Genomic DNA, 19,990 nt, shown 5'->3' on the forward strand with positions numbered 1-19,990 from the left:
GCAACGCGTTGCGCTGAGTCCTGAGGCTGTTGCAATGAAAATGAGAATCAAGGGACCGCCAAACAGTCCCTATTTCACCGCAACTTATGATGGGGAATTTTGGATGCTGGGTATAATCGTCGTATTGCATTGAAATGTGGCGAAAGGAGTGGCAATGTCTCGGTATTGCGCCTCGTGCGGCAAGCTTCTTGCAGATGATGCCAAGTTCTGCACCTCGTGCGGTGCACCCGTTGAGCAAACAGCCGCAAGCGATAGCCAGCCCGCTTTTGAGCAGACCGGCTCCCTTGATACGCCGCAAGCCAAGGCGGATGACTCCCTCGCCTATAGCCCCGACCCTGCCGCAAGGACCGAGGCCGTCGAGACCACGCAGCGCATACCCGTCGCGAGCGGCTCGCCCCAACAGCAGCCGGCTCCCGCATACGCGCCCGCTTCGCCACAGACCCCCGCTCCCAAAAAGAGCGGCACCGGGCCGCTTATCGCCGTTATTGTTGTGCTGGTGGCGATCATCATCGCCCTGGTCGTTTTCTTTGTGATCAAGCCTTTCGACAACGCCGCCACGCAGACGACTGCCGCGGTAGCTAAGCTGCACCATGACGTCGACGACGATGACCTAAAGCCTCTCGGCGATCCCAACAGCCTGTACGACGATGATGACGATGACGACGAGGATGGCGGCGAAGCAACGCTCTCCGAGCAGAACCTCTACCGTCGCCTGAGCGAATACTACGACCTGCTCGAAGATCTCGACAGCCAGGTCCGTGGCTGCGCGCAGAACTTCAACGGCAACTATCTGGAAGAGGATCGAACCACCCGTCAAAATCTCGCCGACGTCGCCGAGCGCACGGAGGACACCATCGAGCAGTATTACGACATCGTCGAGGACCTGGACGTCCCGACGAGCTCCAAGAACTACAGCTCCTGGAAGGACATCATCGCCCTGTACGACGACCTGGATCACCGCATTGACGCAATCTGTGATGCCTGGGAGATCAGCCTGAAATACGCCAAGCCTGCGGACCACAAGAATGAGATCGTGGCGCCGCTGTCGCGCGACAACGTGGCGGGCACCAATGACAATAAGTACCGCCTAGACTTTGAGGAGCGCTATCCCGGCGCCAAGCCTGTCGAGGTGAACTAGCGCTTTGTCGTTCCCGAGCCGGCAGTTAGGGACGTTCCTAAACTGCCGGCAGAAAAAGAACATCCCTAACTGCCGGTCAAAAAAACGAGCGAGGATCGCGGGGTCCTCGCTCGTTTTTTTGGGCAATGTTTCGACTGCGCCGTTACTTGTCGGCGGCTGTTTTCTTGGCAGTCGACTTCTTCGCGGTCGTCTTCTTGGCGGCAGTGGCTTTCTTAGCCGTCGTCTTCTTGGCCGCCGTCGTCTTCTTTGCCGTGCTCGCCTTGGTTGTGGTCTTGCGACCGCGGGCGGGCTTCTTCTCCTTGGTCGGGCAGTCCATGTTGACGCAGATACGCCACGGACCGCGCGCCGTGTTGACCACCACGATGGGGGCGCCGCACTCGGGACAGGTCTCGCCCGTCGCCTCGAGCTTGCCACGCGCCGGCAGCGGATAGCTCACGCCGCAGTCATCGTAGTTGGTGCAGCGGATAAAGCGCTTGCCGCTCTTCTCGCTCTTGTGCGCGATCAGGTCGCCATGGCGTCCGGCCTCGGCACACACCTTGCACTCGCCCACTTTAAGGTCGGGCTCGTAGTTGGTGGGGCACGTCGGGTTCACGCAGATCTCGAAAGCCTTCTGGCGGAACGGCTGACACTTGATGCGCGGCGCACCGCATTCGGGGCACACGGCGGCCTCGCCCTCGAGCGGGCTCACCTTGACGCCGCTCGGGACCGGATAGGTCACGTCGCAGTCGGGCCAGCCCATGCAGCCAATGAAGCTGCCACGGGTCTTGGCGCTCGTCTTCATAACCAGGTCCTTGCCGCACTTGGGGCAGGCGCCCACGCGCGCATCAGCCGTGACGGCGTCGCTGATGGCGTCGCCGAGCTCCTGCGTATGCTTGAGCAGCTCGTCGAGCACGCCGGCCAGCAGCGCACGCGAGTGCGTCACGACATGCTCTTCGGTGTCCTCGCCGCGCTCGACGCGAGTCATGTCGCCGTCGAGCTCGCTGGTCATATCGGGGCTCGTTATGCGCGGGGCAAACTGCGTCAGCGCGTCGATGATGGCGATGCCCAGCTGGCTCGGCTCAACGGGATCGTTTTTGAGATAGCGCACGGCATACAGGCGCTCGATGATGCTCGCGCGCGTGGACTTGGTGCCCAGGCCGCGCTTTTCCATCTCCTGCACGAGCTTGCCCTGGCTGTAGCGCGCGGGCGGCTCGGTCTGCTTGGCCTCAAGCTTAATGTCGAACACGTCGACCGTGTCGCCCTGCTCTAGCGGCGGCATCTGCTCGTCGCGCTTGAGTCCGTACGGGTACGCCTCGCGGAAACCCGGGGTCACGAGCACATCGCCCGAAGCCACGAACGGCTCACCGTTCACGTCGAGCTCGAGCTTGGTATTCTCGATGGTCGCGGGACCCATAAGCGTCGCCAGGAAGCGGCGGGCGATGAGGTCGTAGAGCTTGCGCTGGCCGCCATCGAGCGTGGACGGATCGCCTTCGCCCGTGGGGTAGATGGGCGGGTGGTCGGTGGTCTCGACTTTGCCGCGCGTGGGCTTCATGGGGCCGGCGAGTACCTTTTTGCACACGGGCGCCAGCGCCGGGTTGATCTTTGCCAGGTCGCTCACCACGGCGCCCAGATCGAGCGTCGCGGGGTACACGGTGTTGTCGACACGCGGATAGCTGATGAGGCCCGCCATGTAGAGGGACTCGGCGATGCGCATCGTACGCGCAGGCGAGATGCCCTCGGCCGCGGCGGCAGCCTGCAGCGAGGTCGTCGCAAACGGCGTGGGCGGCTGCTGCTTGCGGGAGCGCTTGGTCACCGCGGCGACGGTTGCCGTCGTAGCGCCGTCGACGTGGCCGTACGCCGTCTCGGCAGCATCTTTATCGGTAAAACGTGCCGTCTTGTGCGCAATCTTAAAGCGGTCATCCTCGGCAGCACCCTGAGCGGCACCCATGCCGCGAATCTGCCAATAGTCCTCGGGCACAAACGCCATGCGCTCGCGCTCGCGCTCGACCACCAGGGCAAGCGTCGGCGTCTGCACGCGGCCGGCGGAGCGCACGTTGCCAAAGCCGCCAAACTTGGCGAGCGTCAGGTAGCGCGTGAGCACCGCACCCCAAATGAGGTCGATGTGCTGGCGGCTCTCGCCGGCGTCGGCCAGATTCTGGTCGAGCGAGACAAGATTATCGAAGGCCTGCGTAATCTCGGCCTTGGCAAACGAAGAATACTGAGCGCGGGCGACCGGCAAGTCCGGCGCGACCTCGCGCACCTTGTTGAGGGCGTCCGAGCCGATCAGCTCACCCTCGCGATCGAAGTCCGTGGCGATGATGACGCTGTCGGACTTCTTGGCAAGGTTCTTGAGCGAACGAATGAGCTCCTTCTCGGCCGGCAGCTTAATGACGGGCGCCCAGGTAAGGTAAGGCAGGCTCTCAAGCTTCCAGCCCTTGATGGAGATACCATCGGCAAGGAACGGCTTGCGCTTGGTGTCGTACGGCGGGCGGGCCAGGCCATCGGGCATATCGGCCGGCAACATCTCGCCGTCCTCGGTGACCGAATACCAACCCAGCTTTTTATCGAACAGCACACTGTCGCAAAAATCGGGTGCCAGGATGTGACCGGCAAGGCCGATGGTCACGCACTCCTCGCCCTTCCACTCAAAACGGTAGATGGCGGTGTTGTACACCTTGTCCTTTTTGGGCTTACCCGTGGACAGCCGCTCGGCGATTTGACGCGCGGCATCGTTTTTCTCGGCGATGATGAGCTTCAAAAGAGGCTCCTATCTCGTATCTCTGCGGCTACGCCCGCCCGTATGGCGGCCGACTTACGCCCTTGCTTGCTCAATCTGCCCGATGAGCCAATCGCACCAGGCATCCATGCCCTCGCCCTTGCGCGCGCTCACGGCAAACCGCGGCGCTTGCGGATTGAGGTCATCGAGTGTCTTAGTATACCTATCCATGTCAAAATCGAAAGCCGGGGCCACGTCGACCTTGTTGAGCAGCTGCGCGCCGGCGTGCTGGAAGATGCCCGGATACTTGATGGGCTTGTCGTCGCCCTCGGGCACCGAGAGAATCATGATGGACAGGTTCTCGCCCAGGTCAAAGTCGACCGGGCAGACCAGGTTACCCACGTTTTCGATAAAGATGACGTCGATGTTCTCCAGACCCACAGCCTGGTCGAAGGCATCGACAGCCTCCATGATCATGTTGCCCTCGAGGTGGCACAGACCGCCCGTGTTGATCTGGATGGCGGGCATGCCGGCTTCCTTCATGGTGATGGCGTCGACATCCGAGGCGATATCGCCCTCGATGACGGCACAGCGTAGGCCGGCCTTGTCACGCAGGCGCTCGTTGGTGCCCAGAATCGTGGTGGTCTTACCCGAGCCGGGGCTCGACAGCACATTGATCACGTAGGTGCCTGCCTCATTAAATCGCTGACGCAGCTGATCTGCCAGGCGCTCGTTGCGCGACAGGATCGGCGACGCGATATCAATCGTTTTCTCGGCCATACTTAGCGCTCCTTACTTTGGCCCCTTTATACCCCATCATTAGATGGCTAGCGGGCTAATCGTCGGGGGTTTCGATTTCGATACTTGCGATATCGAGCTCGCGGCCGTGCAGCAGGCGCACGTTGGCGCCGCCACACTGGGGGCAGCGACAATGGAAACGGTCGTGCTCAAAGACCTCGCCGCAGTCCAGGCACTCGCTTTGTGGATGGACCTCCTCCACGGCAAGCTCGCAGCCGCGCGTGAGCGGGTCCTCATCGCGAAACGTCTCCCACGCAAAGTCGAGTGCCTCGCGCACGACCTCGGTCATATCCCCGATACGAAGCGTTACCAAAACGGCGCGCGAGGCCCCCGCCCCACGCGCCGCGCGAATCACTGTATCGAGTATGCCGTTGACAATGCCAACCTCGTGCATACCGATTTACTCCTCGTCGTCCTCGTCGTCCGAGAACAGGTCCAGACGGCTCACGAACAGGCCCTCCTTGCCCTCGCGCGCGGTAATGACCACGCGAGCGATGGCGAGCGAAATCTCGTAGAGCGAGAGCAGGGCGCCATACATGAGACCCAGCGTAACGGGCGAGCCGTCGGGCGTAATCACAGCCGAACCCACGAGCAGGCCTACGTACACGTAGCGCCAGGCGCTGCGGAAGGCCGCATAGGACACGATGTGGAAAACGGACAGGTAGAAGATGATGAGCGGCAGCTCAAACGCCACACCAAAGCCGATCATAAAGAGCAGCTCCATGTTGACGTAGTTCTCCAGATCGGGCAACGCCGTAGCGACAGCCGAGGTCTCGCCGATGAGCCACTCAAAGCCCGCCGGGATGATGATGAAGTAGCAGAAGATGGCACCCAGGAAGAACAGCACCGTCGAGGCGAGCACCGTGGGCACAACCCACTTGCGCTCGTTGGGGCGCAGTGCCGGCAGGAAAAATGCCAGAATCTGCCAGATGATCATGGGCGTGCACATGACCACGGCCATCTTGATGGCCAGCGAGAAGCGCAGGCCAAAGCCGCCGAGTGTGGTGGTGATGTAGAACTTACCGTCCGGCACAAACGAGCGGATGGGGTCTTCCAGGATATCGAGCACCACGGGCGTGGCAAAGTACAGCACGATGGCGGCGGCAAACACCGACACGACCACGATGGTCAGGCGGCGACGGAGCTCTCCCAAGTGATCGAAGAGCGGCATACGAGCAGGTCCGATAGGCATTACTCATCGCCTCCCTTCGGGGCGTCGGCGGCAGCAGTGTCGTCCTCGGCCTCGAGCTCGCGAGCGAGCTGGTCGACGACGGCCTTGCGCTTGCGGGGACGACGGGCGTAGAGGTCGGCCGTCGTGGGCTCTGCCGGCTCGGGCTCGGGCTCGGGCTCTGCAGCAGGCTCGGGCTCGACAGCGGCGGCGGGCTCTGCACTCTCGGCCTCCTCGGCAGCGGCCTCGCCCTCAGCGGCACCCTCGCTTGCAGCCTTCTCGGCAGCAAGGCGGGCACGGCGCTCGGCGAAGGTCTCCTTCTTTGCTGGCGCAGCCGTCTCGGCGGCTTCCTCGTCCGCATCGGAATCGTCGTCGGTCGCAGCGGCCTTCTTGGGCTTGACCGGCGCCGACGCAGCCTCGCTTACCGGATCAATAATCTCGGACTGAACAACGGCCGTCATCTTTTCCTGCGTCTCGCGGAACTGACGGATGGCACGGCCGATCGTGCGGCCCATCTGCGGGAGCTTATCCGGGCCAAACAGCAAAAAGCCGAAGACCACGATGATCGCGAGCTCACCCTCTCCAATACCAAACACACATACCTCCAAGGCTCGATGTGAGTCGAGCCCGCACCGCGCCATTCGGCCGGAACTCGTCTATTCATTCGGTCAAGTATAGCGCCCGGACGCCAAAACGTCCGAGCGCATCACAAACATATGCCAAACGGCACGCCCTTTTGGGGGCCAAGATTATGCAGCGGTGATCGAAATCTCCTGGTCGACACCCAACAGCTGAACCACGCGCATCACCGGAGGCTGCACATTGGTGCAGCTAAAGCGCTTACCGTGGTCGACCGCGTGGTGCGCGGCGCCCACGAGCACGCCAATGCCCGTCGAATCGATGTAGCTCACCTGGGCAAAATCGAGCTCAACGGCCTCAGTGGGCTGCTCGAGCGCCAGGTCGATGGCATTGCGCAGGCTATCGGCGTTAGAGATATCGATCTCACCGGTCACCTTAATGGTGTAGAGCTCTGGCGTGGGGTTGGTGGAAATACCCAAATCCATGTATACGCTCCTTTACGTATCGAAAGTGCGGATAGTACTAGGCGCGGACTTGCGGGGTCCTACGCGTTAGGCGCGCTCGGAACGCGCAAGCTCGGCAGCGACGAGCTTGACGGCCAGCACCAGCACATCGAGCGCGGCCTCCAGGTCCTCGACCGTGGGATAGCTCGGCGCGATGCGGATGTTGGTGTCGCGCGGATCCTTGCCATAAGGCCAGGTGGCACCAGCCGGCGTGAGCTTGACGCCCAGGTCGGCACAAAGCGCGGCGACCTTCTGGGCCGAGCCCTCGGGGCCATCGAAACTCACAAAGTAGCCGCCATGGGGATGAGTCCAAGTGGCGCAACCCGTGTTGCCCAAGCCCTCGGTGAGTTTACGCTCAACGGCCTCAAAGCGCGGGCGCAGGAACTCGGCATGCTTTTTCATGTGCTCCTTGACCGCCTCGATGGTGGGAAGGAAACGCACGTGACGCAGCTGGTTGAGCTTGTCGGCGCTAATAAGACCGGCCTTCAGGCGCTTGGAGAACTCGGCGATGACCGCGGGGCTCGCACCGATAAAGCCGATGCCGGCACCCGGGAAGGTGATCTTGGACGTCGAGGCAAAGGCCACCACGCGGTCCTCGGTGCCCGCCGCGCGGGCAGGATCGAAGATGTTGGCGAGCTCGTCGGTCTCGTCGTACAGGTCGTGCACGCAGTAGGCGTTGTCCCAGAAGATGCGGAAATCGGGCGCGGCCGTGGGCATCTCGACCAGGCGACGCACAGTGTCCTCGCTAAAGGTGATGCCCGTGGGGTTGGAATACTTGGGCACGCACCAGATGCCCTTGATGGAGTCGTCGGTGGCAACCAGGCGCTCAACCTCGTCCATGTCGGGGCCGTTGTCGGTCATCGCGACGGGGACGTTCTCGATGCCCAAGTCGGCGGTGATGCCAAAGTGGCGATCGTAGCCGGGAACGGGGCACAGGAACTTGACCTTCTTGCCGTCGTGCGCTGCCTCGTAAGCCTCCCAAGGGTCGCTGCCGCACGAGCCGCAACGCCAGAACATACCGGCGATATCGTGCTCGATCAGCAGGCTCGATGAGCCCAGTACGAGCGTCTGCTCGGCAGGACAACCCAGGAACTCCCCCGCCAGCTTGCGTGCCGAGGGAATGCCCTCGAAGCAACCGTAGTTGGAGCAGTCGACATTGCCGTCGTGCAGATCGGCATCGGCATTGAGGATATCGAGCATGGGGCGAGAAATGTTCACCTGGGAGGGCGACGGCTTGCCGCGCGCCATGTCGAGCGCCAGGCCCTTGGCCTTGACCTCGGCAACCTCGGCTTTAAGCGCCTCGATGGCGGCATCGAGTTCGGTGGTTTCCATCTTCTGGTAGATCGTCTGCATGGGGTGCGACCTTTCGCGAAGCGGTACGTTGCAGTTCGTCTAAGTATAGACCGCCATCGTCGCAACGTTATGAAGCCGTGATAGATTAAGTTCATCGCAATCAATTACGAATCGCCGCGCATGCCGGCGTGGGGCGCCCAAGGAGGCACTATGGAGTACGGATCGTTTCAGGCCGAGGAATTCGGCGACTTGCAGCGCCTGGTCGACGGACTGTTTTACGACCGCCACGCCATCGACCGCCTGGATCTGATCGTACAGGCCGAAATCTTGGACCTGGCGCCCGACCTCATGGAGATCGTGAATCTTTTGCCGCCCGGCTACTACGACCGCCAGTCACTTTGCGACCAGCTCAACTCCGCCTTGGCCGCCCACGGCTGGGGCGCCGTCTACGGAACGGTGGAATAAGCCTCGAGGCCGGCGATTTGGCCCGCTTCCCGACCTTGGCGAGGCTTGTTTTAGGGCTTGTGGCCAAAAAAGGGCAAATATGAGTACTGTTACCTTTTTAGTAGCAGCGATTCTTGGTCGAAATCGGCAAAACTCGACTTGAAACTTCCTAATCACCGTCAGCTAGCGCCAAATTGGAAGTCGATGGTCACTCATTAACGTACAGTTCTTATAACTTTGTTCATTATTTTCCGCACCTAAAATGATACGCCGTTTGTGACAGTACTCACAAACGGCGTTTTTTGACCACTGGCGTGTCTGGCAGGCGGCAAGCACCGCCCGAATCCGCATTTTGAACGCGCCCGAATCGGTTCTGGAGCCGGTTTTCGCGCTCTTACTCGTCTTTGGGCGAGGGATGCTTGCAGACCACGCTCATGTAGATCATGCCGAGCACGGCTGCGGTGACCGAACCGGCGAGAATAGCGGCCTTTGCGGCCAGGACCTCAAACTGGGCCGTCGGGAAGGCGAGGCCGCTGATGAGGATCGACATGGTAAAGCCGATACCGCCCAGAATGCCCACACCGGCAATCATGTGCCAGTTAACGTTATGCGGCAGCTCGCAGGCCTTAAGCTTAACCAGGGCAAACGTCATGCCAAAGATACCGATCGGCTTGCCCAGCAGCATGCCAAAGTACACGCCGAGCGTCACCGGGTCGGTGAGCAGCGTGCTCATGTCCACGCCCACTAAGCGAACCTGTGCGTTCACGAATGCAAAGATCGGCAGGATCACAAAGTTGACCGGCGTGGAAATCAGACGCTCCATGCGGATAAGCGGCGGGGTCACGCGGTGCATGACGCGCTCGACCTTGGTGGTCGAGACGGTAAAGTCATGCTGGCCCAGGATGTGCGCCTCGTCGTCGTAGCGGTCATCGAGCAACGGCAGGCACTCGCCCAGCCAATCGGTGAGGTTATCGAGCTTGACGCCGCACTTGGCCGGGATGGTGAAGGCCAGGATGACGCCGGCGAGCGTGGCATGTACGCCGCTCTTGAACATGCAGAACCACAACAGCAGACCCAGTACCGAATACGGAGCAAGACGGTAATGCTGCGTCTTGTTGAGCCACACGAGCGCGCAGGTCACAAGCGCGGCGGCGCCCAACCAAAACGGATTGGGGCTCTGACCGTAGAAGATGGCGATGGCGGCGATGGAGATGAGGTCGTCGGCGATGGCGAGCGTCGAGAAGAACACACGCACGCCGTTGGGCACGCGATTGCCCAAAAGCGATAGCACGCCCAGCGCAAAGGCAATATCGGTTGCCATGGGGATGGCCCAACCGTTGCGGGCGCCGGCATGGTTAAAGATCAGATAGATGCAGGCGGGAACGACGACGCCACCCACGGCCGCCAGCATGGGAAGCATGGCCTGGCGCGGGTTTTTAAGCTCGCCGACCGTCATCTCATACTTGAGCTCAATGCCCACCAACAAAAAGAAAATCGCCATGAGGAAGTCGTTGACGAAAAGCTCAACGGTGAGACCGGCCGTAAGGTTGCCCAGACCCACATACAGCGGGGTCTCCAAAAAGTGATGGATGGCCTCGTAGGCATCGGTATTGGCGCAAATGACGGCGGCGATGGCGGCGAAGACCATGACGGCAGCGGAAATCGTGCCGTTCTCGGCGATGCGCTCCCAGATGTCGTGACGTTCAAAGCGCTTGCGCTCACGAACGTTGAACAGCTGCTCAGTTGCTGCCATGGGCGGCTCCTTTCACGGGAAAGCTCCCGTCTTAAAAAAGCACGGCCCACCCAAGTGGCGGCGCCGCGCTCTAACGTATTACGCTTGCATCTAGCCTACCCTGCACGACAAGCACGCAGGCGTGGCCGAAAAGCGGAACCACAGGTTGAACATTATTTGCTCAACGGCACGGACACGCCTGTCCAAGAGACGACGCGGCGCCGTGCACAAAAAACGACCGGAGCGCGGGGCGTCCGCGATCCGGTCGTGGCGTTTGGTCAACTAAACCTAGCAGGCGGCCATAATGGGGGCAGCGACCTGCTTCTTACGGGAAAGGACACCCGGCATCCAGACGCCGTCGTGCTCGTCAGCAATGCCCAGGCCCTTCTGAGCAGCCTCGGTCTCGCCCTCGAGCAGGACCTGCGAGCCCTCCTCCATGATGTCGGTGATGCACAGGACAATGCCGTCGGCGCCCTTCTCGGCGGCGTAGGCGCGCATGGCCTCGCGGATCTCGTCGATCATGCCGAGTGCGCGGCTCTTGTCGACGGTCTCGTACTGGCCGATGAGCAGCTTCTTGCCAGCGGGCTCGAACATCTTGATGTCGTTGCCGACCATCTCGGCTGCGGTGAAGGAGCCGGACGGACGGGTAAGGAAGACTTCCATGCCAAACTTGACCGGATCGACGCCCACCTGCTCGCCGAGCTTGGCGGCGACGGCGCGGTCGACATCGGTGGTGGTGGGGCTCTTGAGCATGAGCGTGTCGGTCATCATGGCCGAGAGCAGCAGCTTGGCCTGGACGTCGGAAAGCTCAACGCCGAGCACGCCGGCGAGCTTGGTGACGATGGTGCAGCTGGAGCCCCAGGGCAGGCAGATGTAGTGCAGCGGGCCGGCGGTCTCGAAGTCGCCGATGCGGTGATGGTCGACAACACCAAAGACCGTGGCGTCCTTAAGGCCGGCGACGGACTGGGCGGACTCGTTGTGGTCGGTGAGGACGACGAGCTGACCGGCCTCGACGGACTCGATCACGCGGGGCTCGGCAATGCCGGCATCGGCGAGCAGCTTGGCGGACTCGGCCGGAAGCTGGCCCAGAGCGCAAGCCTCGTAGGTGTTGCCGGCATACTCAACCTGGTTAAGCAGCTGGGACAGGACGACGGCGCTCATGATGGCGTCGTTATCGGGGTTCTGGTGACCAAAGACAAGAACGTTTGCCATGGATATCCTCCACTTGATATGTGTACTTGGACGTAGCTATGGTAGCACGCCGATGCCGAGCCTTCGCAGACGGAAGGGCCACGGCATATTTTGTGGCAGGTATGGGGGCCAAGGCTGTCCCTTTTGCACCATGTTGGTGCAAAGTAACCTGACCCCCTTGCACCAGCTATTTACCGGCGGCGCGCAGGGCTACGTAGGCGGCACCGATGATGCCGGCGTCGTTTCCGAGCGAAGCGACCTTAATGGGCGTCTCGCGCGAGGCGGAAAGCGCGTAGCGCTGGAAGTGCTCGCGAACCTTATCGAGGTAGACATCGGCCGAAGCGGACGCGCCGCCACCGATCAGGAACATCTCGGGGTCGACCACGTTGGCGATAAGTGCCAGAGCACGACCGAGATAGTCAGCCATGGTATCAGCAGCTGCCAGCGCGAGCTTGTCGCCCTCGCGGCAGGCCTGGAACACGTCCTTGGAATCGGAGGGGCCGGTGAGCTCGATGGGCTCGACGCCCGCCTTCTTGCACTCGGCCAGGTAATTGCTCACCACGCCGGTGGCGCTGGAATACTGCTCCAGGTGGCCATGGCCGCCACAGCCGCAGGTGCGCTCCTCGGCCGGGTTCAGGCACATGTGGCCAATCTCGCCGCCGGCACCCACAACGCCCGATACCACGTCGCCGTTGACGATTACGCCGCCGCCCACGCCGGTACCGATGGTGACCATCACGACGTTCTGCACGCCCTTGGCAGAACCGAGCCAGGCCTCGCCCATGGCAGCGGCGTTGGCATCGTTCTCGTACTTAACGACCGCGTCGGGGCAGTGCTTTTGAATGGCGATCCTCAGCTCGGGCAGGTTAATGGCAATGTTGGCCTTGACCTTGGCATCGCCCGATGCCGGGATGGGGCACGGAACGGCCAGGCCAATGCCCGCCACAAAGGCACGCGGAATCTGCGCCTTGGCGACCACCTGGTCGATAGCCTCGGTCACCGCGGCAAAGCCCGCAGCGTCAACGATGGGAGGCGTGGGCACGCTGGCCTTGGCAAGCAGGTTGCCGTCCTCGTCGAACAGGCCCTCCTTAACCGAGGTGCCGCCGACGTCGATGCCGATGTAGTACTGCTTAGGTTCCATGGGAGCCCACCTTTCTCGTTTAAACATTGCCTGTATGGTACCGCTCCCAAGGCAAAAACCTACCAAAAAGGGACAGGTTTGTTTTGGCAGGTTTTATCTGGGAAAACGCAAGGCATGAGATTCGGTTCGCTGGGCGGCAAAACGGCCCAACCCCATCTTCGAGCCGATCAATTTGCTCAATACCACATTATTCGAATGCATATTCATTTAGAGCGCTCTAGTTAATATAGAAAAGCGTTTTTTGATTATATCTTTCTCGAACTTTTCAAAAACGCAATAGGGATGCTTAGGCGTGGACTATACTTTCGTTTGTACTCAATCAAGCCGGAAAGGAGGTTCCATGATTCCCAAATACGAGGCAATAGCTGCAGATATCCGTCGAAGCATCGAGGACGGCGCTCTAAAGCCGGGCGACAAGCTGCCCACCGTCGTTGAGTTCTGCGAGCTCTATAGCGTTTCCAAAATCACCGTCAAACGAGCTATTGAGCAGATTACCGATGAAGGTCTTGTTACCAGCCGGCGCGGATCGGGCACCTACGTTAAGGACACGGCGGGGCTTCCCGGCCAGGCGTTTTTCCAGGGCAAGAACGATCGCTCCCAGGGCTTTTCGTATGAGCACCGCGGGGAGAAGGTGACCTCGGTGGTCTACGATTTCTCGATTGTCAATCCGCCAGCAGACGTCGCTGCCCAGCTGGGAATTGCCGAGGACGACTTTGCCTATCACATCGTGCGCGTGCGCCAGGTCGACGAGAAGCCCATCGTTATCGAGTACACCTACATGCCCCTCGAGCTGATTCCGGGCCTTAAAAAGAAAGACCTGTATGGATCGGTCTACAGCTTCATCCGCAAGCAATGCGGGCTGAAGATTTCGAGCTTCCACCGCACCATTCGCGCCGTAGCGGCAACCGAGGAAGAGGCTGAGCGCCTGAACACCAAACCCGGCTCTCCCCTGCTCGAGCTCAACCAGATTGGCTTTTTGGATAGCGGCACCGCCTTTGAGCATTCGATCTCGCGCAACGTTGGTGACCGCTTTGAGCTGCACAACGTAACGTTGGCATAGGTTTTTGTAGTCATGCGGGCGCTCGTTACGGCTCGTTTAGAGTGGGCGGCCGCGCAACACCATGGGGGTATGAACATGTCCGATTTGATTAAACTGACGCCGATCTTTCACGAGAAGATCTGGGGCGGCCGCCAGCTCGAAACCGTATTTGGTTATGACATTCCCGAGGGTCCCATCGGTGAGTGCTGGGCCATCTCGGCCCATCCCAACGGCGACTGCCAGATTGCAGAGGGCCCGTATGCCGGCCACACGCTCTCGTGGCTGTGGGCTGAGCACCGCGAGCTCTTTGGCAACTGCGAGGGCAAGGAGTTTCCGCTGCTCATTAAGATTCTGGACGCTAAGGACGACCTTTCGATCCAGATTCATCCCAACGACGAGTACGCTGCCGAGCACGAGAACGGCAGCCTGGGCAAGACCGAGTGCTGGTATGTGCTGGACTGCGAGCCCGGCGCCACGATTATCGTCGGGCAGCGCGCCAAGGACCGCACCGAGGCCGCACAGATGATCGAGGACGGCCGCTGGGACGACATGCTCAACGTGCTCCCAATCCACAAGGGCGACTTTTTCCAGATTGACTCGGGCACCGTGCACGCTATTAAAACCGGCACGCTCATTTTGGAGACGCAGCAATCGAGCGACGTGACGTATCGCCTGTACGACTACGACCGCCCCGGCACCGACGGCAAACTGCGCCCGCTGCATATTGAGCAGAGCCTCGACTGCATCGACTTTGATGTTCAGGCACCGACCGACGGCACCGTGACCGCGCCCGAGGTCGACGGCGTGACCGAGCTCGAGTCTAACTCCTGCTACACCGTCGATCGCGTGCGCGTCAACGGCAGCAAGACCCTCGACCAGCACTGGCCCTTCATGTGTCTGTCGGTCATCGACGGCGAGGGCACCGTGTGCGGCGAGCCCGTTCACAAGGGCAGCCACCTGCTGGCCCCGAGCACCGTGAACCAGATCGAACTCGAAGGCAAGATGGAACTGATCATCAGCCACCTCTAGGTCGCAACAACAACCAAAACGAAACAAGGGGCTCCCCCGTTCATCAACGGAGGAGCCCCTACTCGTATCTATATATCAGCCCACCCGGCTCTCCAGACCAAAAAGCGACCGAGCAGAGCAACGGTCGTACAGCAACGTTGCCCAAGGCCCCGGACAGGCGCCATGGGCAACGTCGATCGCGAGTTCCGCACGAGCCGGAGAGCACTTAATGTGCTCTCCGTGCGAGTCAGGACTGTCCGAGCAGGCGATGTTGTCCATGGCGCCTGTCCGGGGCCGCCGGGATCACGACAGCTTGACGATCGGTGCAAAACCTTTCATCAGCTTTTTGGTCTGGCCGGTTTTTTCGAACTGGACCTCGATCATGTCTCCGGCGACCGAGATCACGGTACCGGTGCCAAAGGTCTTGTGGCTCACGGTATCGCCCGCGGCAAAGTCCTGCGACGCGCTGGCGCGATCGACCTTGCGCTCCACCGTCGGCGACACCTTGGACGACGGCTTTTTAGCTCGCGGCGCGCCCGAACCAAAGGTCGAGGCAACACGGCCGGCGTCGGGCGAAACCCCGCGATGGCGCTCGGTGCCATAGGTGCTGCCACCAAAGAAATCGTCGAAGCTCGATCCGCCGCGCGAACCGGAGCCGCCGGTCGAGCGCGTATGCGAACCGAACACCTTGCCGCCATACATATCCGAGCCCATGCCCGAGCCAAAGGTGCCGTGACGGTCGCCACGCTTCTCCCAGCCCGTGCCCTCAAAACCGGCAGAACCGATACCGCTAAACTCGATATCCTCAAACGGAATCTCGTTGAGGAAGCGCGAGCGCGGGTTGGCAGAGGTCGAGCCGTAGGTGCGACGCGTGGCCGCATAGGTCAGGAACAGGCGCTTACGGGCACGCGTGATGGCAACGTAGGCCAGGCGACGCTCCTCCTCGAGCTTGCCCGGGTCATCGCTGCCGCCAAAGTCGTGCACGTGCGGGAAGATACCCTCCTCCATGCCGGCCACGAACACCGCCGGGAACTCCAGGCCCTTGGCGGAGTGGATGGTCATCATGGTAATGGCATGCGTCTCGCCGGCCAGGGAATCCAAGTCGGAGCGCAGGGCCAGCCACTCCATGAGTGCCGGCAGTGCCTTACAGGTGAGCGGACCGTAGGTGCGCTCGATCTCGTCGGCATGCACGGCGCCCGCCGGTAGCTCTGTTGGCACGGCATACGCGTTGCCCGCGATGGCGGCGGCCAGGGCATCCTGCGGCGAGAGCGCCGGGGCGGCTAGGCTATCGAGCGGATTGGAGCCCGCGGCGTCACGAGCGCCGACAAGTGCCTCAAACGAGGATGCCGGAGCGGACGACCCCGGCTCGGACGCGGGCGCACTCACCACGACGGACTCGGACTCGGCGACGGACGGCACGTCGGCAACACCGGCCGCGCGCAGCTCTTCTAGACTCTCGAGCGTACCCTCGATATCCTCGTGCGTCTCCTCAAATTCGGCGGCGACGCCCAGGAATTCCTGGATGTTCTCGGCGCGGCTCTCGGACTCCATGGTGCCCTCGGCGCGAAACGCCTGCAGCAGGCCCGTCTTATCGACAATCATCTCGACGACGTCCTTGAGCTCGCCGTCCATGCGGCGGCCCTCGCGCACCAGCGCCACAAAACTCGACAGGCCGTTGCGCACCTTGGCACTAAACATGCCCGTCTCGGCTGTTGCGATCTCGCAGGCCTGGAAGAACGAGCAGCGGTTGTCGCGCGCCAGCTGCTCGATCTTTTGGATCGAGGTGGAGCCGATGCCGCGGCGCGGCGTGTTGATGACGCGCTTGACGCTCATCTCGTCGGCCGGGTTCACGATCATCTTGAGGTAGGCCATGACATCGCGGATCTCGGCGCGGTCGAAGAATCGCGTGCCGCCCACGATCTTGTAGGGCACGCCCGCGCGCAGGAACATATCTTCGAGAATACGCGACTGGGCGTTGGTGCGATAGAACACGGCGATGTCGTCGTAGCTCGTGCCCTTGGAGTGCAGCTTCTCGATCTCACCGGCAATCCAGCGGCCCTCGTCGCGCTCGTCGCTCGCCTGGAAGGCCTGAATCTTCTCGCCATCGCCTTCGGCCGTAAACAGGCGCTTGTCCTTGCGCTGCGAGTTGTGGCGCACCACGGCGTTGGCGGCGCTCAGGATATGACCCGTGGAGCGGTAGTTCTGCTCCAGCTTGACGGTCTTGCAGTTTTTAAAGTCCTTCTCAAAGTCCAGGATATTGGTGATGTCGGCGCCACGCCAGCTATAAATGGACTGGTCGTCGTCGCCCACGACCATAAGGTTTTGGTACTTGGCGGCCAACAGGTTGGCGATCTCGTATTGGACGTGGTTGGTGTCCTGATACTCGTCGACGCTAATGTAGCGGAAGCGCTCCTGGTACTTATCGAGCACCTCGGGGCGGGTGCGCAGCAGCTCGAGAGCGCGCACGAGCAGGTCGTCAAAGTCCATCGCGTTGGCGGCGCGCAGGCGGCGCTCCAGCTCCAGGTAGACCTGCGCGGCCTTTTTGTCGTTGGGGCTATCGGCGCTCTTGAGCATGTCCTCGGGCCCAATCATGGCGTTTTTGGCCGAGCTGATCTTGCTGCGGATCATGTTGATGGGGAACTGCTTTTGCTCAATGCCGAGCGCCTGCATAATGTCACGCACCATGCGCTTTGAGTCATCGTCGTCATAGATGGTGAACTGACCGGTGTAGCCCAGCAGGTCGGCGTCCTCGCGCAGCATGCGCACGCACATGGCGTGGAAGGTGCACACCCACATGCCGCGGGTGCCACTGGGGATGAGTGCTGCCAGACGCTCGCGCATCTCGGCCGCGGCCTTGTTGGTAAACGTGATGGCCAGGACCTGCCAGGGCCTAACGCCCAGGTCGCCAAGCATATGTGCGATGCGGAAGGTCAGGACGCGGGTCTTGCCCGAGCCGGCGCCGGCAAGGACCAGCAGCGGGCCCTCGGTGGTCAGGACCGCCTCGCGCTGGGCGGGATTAAGGCTGTCGATGTCGACGAACGGCTTGGCGGGCTTGGGCGCCGGAGCCGGGGCGTCGTAGATGTCGAGCGGAACGAGCTCGGGTTCCGGCGCGGCGGGGACGGTGTATGCATCGAGCGGCACGGGCTCCGGCGCGGGCGGCACGGGTACCGCAGCGTTCTTTTCCCAGGGCAAGGGCTGGGTCATGGGCGACTCCTCATCTGACAGACGGCGCGCCTGCGGGCAGCGCCATAGTTTGAGCCGTACCAGTATACCGAGCCGCGCGGACACCGACGCAAATCACACCACGACTCCGTGCGCCACCGTCAAGCCCGCCCCATCGCCCAAAAAAGAGGACGGCATAGACCTTTTGGTCATGCCGTCCTCTTTGAATGACAAGTTGTCGCTCTGGCCGCCGCGCAGCGTCAACCAAGTTACAGGCCGAGCATAGGCTCCAGAACGAAGAAGTACGCGAGCACTACGATGCCCAGGATGATGCGGTAGACGCCGAAGCACTTGAAGTCGTGACGGCGGACGAAGCCCATGAGCCACTTGATGGCGATGAGCGAAACCACAAAGGCCACAACGCAGCCCACGCCCAAGATGGCGATCTCGTTGGTGCCGAACGTGCCGCCCTTGATGAAGTACTTGACCAGCTTGAGCGCACTCGCGCCAAACATAACAGGAATAGCCAGGAAGAATGTGAACTTAGACGCCACCGAGCGCGTGCAGCCCAAAAGCAGGCCGCCGATGATGGTAGAACCGGAGCGAGACGTACCAGGCACCAGCGAAAGCACCTGGAAGCAGCCGATACCCAGCGCAGTCTTCCAGCTGAGGTCCTCGAGCGTGGCGATGGAACCAAAGTCCAGATTCTCGTCATCGTCCTCATCCTCAGCGGTAGCCGTGGGGGGCGCCGCAAAGTGCGCACCGGCGGGACGTCCACCCGACACCACAGCACGCGAACCAAACGAACCGGCAACGGCCATTTCCTCGCGCTTGCTCGCGCGCCAGTTCTCGATCACGATAAACAGCACGCCGTACACAATGAGCGCCAGCGCCACGACGGGAGCGTTGTAGAAATGCTCCTCCATCCAGTCGTTGAGCGGCAGGCCGATCGCCGCCGCAGGAATGCAACCGAGCACAATCTTGCCCCACAGCACCCAGGTGTCGCGACGGCCCTCCTTGCCCTTACTGGGCGAGAACGGGTTGAGCTCGTGGAAAAACAGCACGCAGACGGCCAGAATGGCGCCGAGCTGAATCACGACCAGGAACATATTCCAGAACGTCTCGCTCACGTTCATCTTGACGAACTCGTCCACCAAGATCATGTGGCCCGTCGACGAAACGGGCAGCCATTCGGTGATGCCCTCGACCAGGCCCATGAAGGCAGATTTTAGAAGCTCGATAATATCCAAAGGGACCCCCTCGTTAGACACCCGCCGGTAGATGTTCTGCGGACGATGCGGGCGATGTCCCATTATCAACCGTTGGCGGTGCGACCGCGCCTACCCTTACCAAAAAACTCGCCCGTTCACAGAATTGCGAGCAGTTAAACCGAAATCCTTGGGTATAACTGCAACAAGATAAAGTGTCCGGCGGTCAACGCACCCGCGCCCGCCCGACGCACGAGCCCCGCGCCCGTGCGATAGACCAAGGAGGAAACCATGAACGAGGGTTACACCAAGGTATTTGTTTCACTCGACGGTACTGAGCAGCAGGATTTTGTGCTCGCACGCGCCATCAAGGTCGCCGCGAACAACGGCGCCAAGCTGATTATCGGCCACGTTATCGATTCCACGGCGCTCGAGAGCGCCGGCTCCTATCCGGTCGATTTGGTCAACGGTCTGGAGGAGGCCTTTAAGAACTCCATCGAAAAGCAGCTCGAAGAGGCCAAGGCCAATCCCGATATTCCCGAGGTCGAGGTCATGATACGTGCCGGTCGTATTCGCGAGACGCTCAAAGACGAGATGCTCGACGTGGTCAAGCCCGACCTGGTGCTCTGCGGCGCTCGCGGCCTGTCCTCGATCAAGTATGCGCTTCTGGGTTCGATTTCGACGTTCCTGCTGCGCAATACCGACTGCGACATTTTGGTCGTAAAGTAGCGTTGCTCCCACCGGCCGCGGGGCCTGCGGGGTTTCCACGGGCACGTCCTCGCCGCGTTGCGGCTGCGGGATGTGCCCTTAGGAAACCCCTCCCGGCCTCGCGGCCTTCGCAGCCTTACTTCAGCGAGTTGGCTGATAAAAGATGGCGTGCCGCCCCGTTTG

Annotated in this window: 17 protein-coding genes; 5 read left to right on the plus strand and 12 right to left on the minus strand. The window is 61.5% G+C overall.

All coding sequences use genetic code 11. The features are described 5' to 3' along the window. Positions 1 to 154 precede the first annotated feature (154 nt). Positions 155 to 1,138 (plus strand): zinc-ribbon domain-containing protein, encoded by a 984-nt coding sequence (locus DXC79_RS06700; RefSeq protein WP_117635606.1) that lies wholly within the window; start codon positions 155 to 157, stop codon positions 1,136 to 1,138. A gap of 142 nt (positions 1,139 to 1,280) precedes the next feature. On the opposite strand, the gene DXC79_RS06705 is transcribed toward DXC79_RS06700, so the two are convergent. The 7 genes from DXC79_RS06705 to DXC79_RS06735 form a co-directional block, all read right to left on the minus strand. Next, on the minus strand, positions 1,281 to 3,875 hold the full coding sequence (locus DXC79_RS06705; protein ID WP_117635607.1) for a DNA topoisomerase I: 2,595 nt from the start codon (positions 3,873 to 3,875) through the stop codon (positions 1,281 to 1,283). Positions 3,876 to 3,929: 54 nt separating this feature from the next. Further along, positions 3,930 to 4,613, minus strand: a complete 684-nt coding sequence (gene hypB / locus DXC79_RS06710) for a hydrogenase nickel incorporation protein HypB (protein ID WP_117583579.1) — start codon at positions 4,611 to 4,613, stop codon at positions 3,930 to 3,932. Between the two features lie 55 nt (positions 4,614 to 4,668). Next, the gene (gene hypA, locus DXC79_RS06715; RefSeq protein ID WP_117565013.1) at positions 4,669 to 5,025 is read right to left on the minus strand and encodes a hydrogenase maturation nickel metallochaperone HypA; all 357 of its coding nucleotides are present in this window, start codon (positions 5,023 to 5,025) and stop codon (positions 4,669 to 4,671) included. Between the two features lie 6 nt (positions 5,026 to 5,031). Then, the gene (tatC, locus tag DXC79_RS06720; protein WP_055285525.1) at positions 5,032 to 5,823 is read right to left on the minus strand and encodes a twin-arginine translocase subunit TatC; all 792 of its coding nucleotides are present in this window, start codon (positions 5,821 to 5,823) and stop codon (positions 5,032 to 5,034) included. Continuing rightward, a complete protein-coding gene (locus DXC79_RS06725; protein ID WP_158550984.1) occupies positions 5,823 to 6,395 on the minus strand; it encodes a twin-arginine translocase TatA/TatE family subunit in 573 nt (190 codons plus the stop codon). The genes tatC and DXC79_RS06725 overlap by 1 nt, the downstream gene beginning before the upstream one ends. 153 nt (positions 6,396 to 6,548) lie before the next feature. Next, entirely contained in the window at positions 6,549 to 6,863 is a 315-nt protein-coding gene (locus DXC79_RS06730) for an STAS domain-containing protein (RefSeq protein ID WP_035137695.1), read from the minus strand. Positions 6,864 to 6,929: 66 nt separating this feature from the next. Further along, positions 6,930 to 8,234 carry an aminotransferase class I/II-fold pyridoxal phosphate-dependent enzyme gene (locus DXC79_RS06735; RefSeq protein ID WP_117635609.1) on the minus strand — a complete coding sequence of 435 codons (1,305 nt, stop codon included), beginning with the start codon at positions 8,232 to 8,234 and terminating at the stop codon, positions 6,930 to 6,932. Between the two features lie 150 nt (positions 8,235 to 8,384). Between DXC79_RS06735 and DXC79_RS06740 the strand changes: the two genes are divergently transcribed. Further along, entirely contained in the window at positions 8,385 to 8,639 is a 255-nt protein-coding gene (locus DXC79_RS06740; protein WP_022093864.1) for a hypothetical protein, read from the plus strand. 373 nt (positions 8,640 to 9,012) lie between these two features. On the opposite strand, the gene nhaA is transcribed toward DXC79_RS06740, so the two are convergent. From nhaA to DXC79_RS06755, 3 genes are all read right to left on the minus strand, one after another. Further along, complete coding sequence (nhaA, locus tag DXC79_RS06745) at positions 9,013 to 10,371, minus strand: Na+/H+ antiporter NhaA (protein WP_117565009.1); 1,359 nt, start codon at positions 10,369 to 10,371, stop codon at positions 9,013 to 9,015. 267 nt (positions 10,372 to 10,638) lie between these two features. Next, a complete protein-coding gene (locus DXC79_RS06750) occupies positions 10,639 to 11,562 on the minus strand; it encodes a manganese-dependent inorganic pyrophosphatase (RefSeq protein WP_006235927.1) in 924 nt (307 codons plus the stop codon). 166 nt (positions 11,563 to 11,728) lie between these two features. After that, positions 11,729 to 12,682 (minus strand): ROK family protein, encoded by a 954-nt coding sequence (locus DXC79_RS06755; protein WP_230320274.1) that lies wholly within the window; start codon positions 12,680 to 12,682, stop codon positions 11,729 to 11,731. 340 nt (positions 12,683 to 13,022) lie between these two features. Between DXC79_RS06755 and DXC79_RS06760 the strand changes: the two genes are divergently transcribed. After that, positions 13,023 to 13,742, plus strand: coding sequence for a GntR family transcriptional regulator (locus DXC79_RS06760; RefSeq protein ID WP_117629910.1), 720 nt, complete (start codon positions 13,023 to 13,025; stop codon positions 13,740 to 13,742). Positions 13,743 to 13,817: 75 nt separating this feature from the next. Further along, positions 13,818 to 14,750: a type I phosphomannose isomerase catalytic subunit gene (locus DXC79_RS06765; RefSeq protein WP_370445758.1), complete on the plus strand. Its 933-nt coding sequence runs from the start codon at positions 13,818 to 13,820 to the stop codon at positions 14,748 to 14,750. Between the two features lie 282 nt (positions 14,751 to 15,032). Here DXC79_RS06765 and DXC79_RS06770 read toward each other — a convergent pair whose 3' ends face one another. Continuing rightward, a complete protein-coding gene (locus DXC79_RS06770) occupies positions 15,033 to 17,933 on the minus strand; it encodes an ATP-dependent helicase (protein ID WP_117635612.1) in 2,901 nt (966 codons plus the stop codon). A 227-nt stretch (positions 17,934 to 18,160) separates the two neighbouring features. Next, complete coding sequence (locus tag DXC79_RS06775; protein ID WP_089572431.1) at positions 18,161 to 19,141, minus strand: undecaprenyl-diphosphate phosphatase; 981 nt, start codon at positions 19,139 to 19,141, stop codon at positions 18,161 to 18,163. Positions 19,142 to 19,390: 249 nt separating this feature from the next. Between DXC79_RS06775 and DXC79_RS06780 the strand changes: the two genes are divergently transcribed. Then, on the plus strand, positions 19,391 to 19,828 hold the full coding sequence (locus tag DXC79_RS06780; protein ID WP_117583590.1) for a universal stress protein: 438 nt from the start codon (positions 19,391 to 19,393) through the stop codon (positions 19,826 to 19,828). Positions 19,829 to 19,990 lie beyond the last annotated feature (162 nt).

Source organism: Collinsella sp. TF08-11AT (assembly GCF_003437035.1).
In the GTDB taxonomy this organism is placed as follows: Bacteria; Actinomycetota; Coriobacteriia; order Coriobacteriales; family Coriobacteriaceae; genus Collinsella.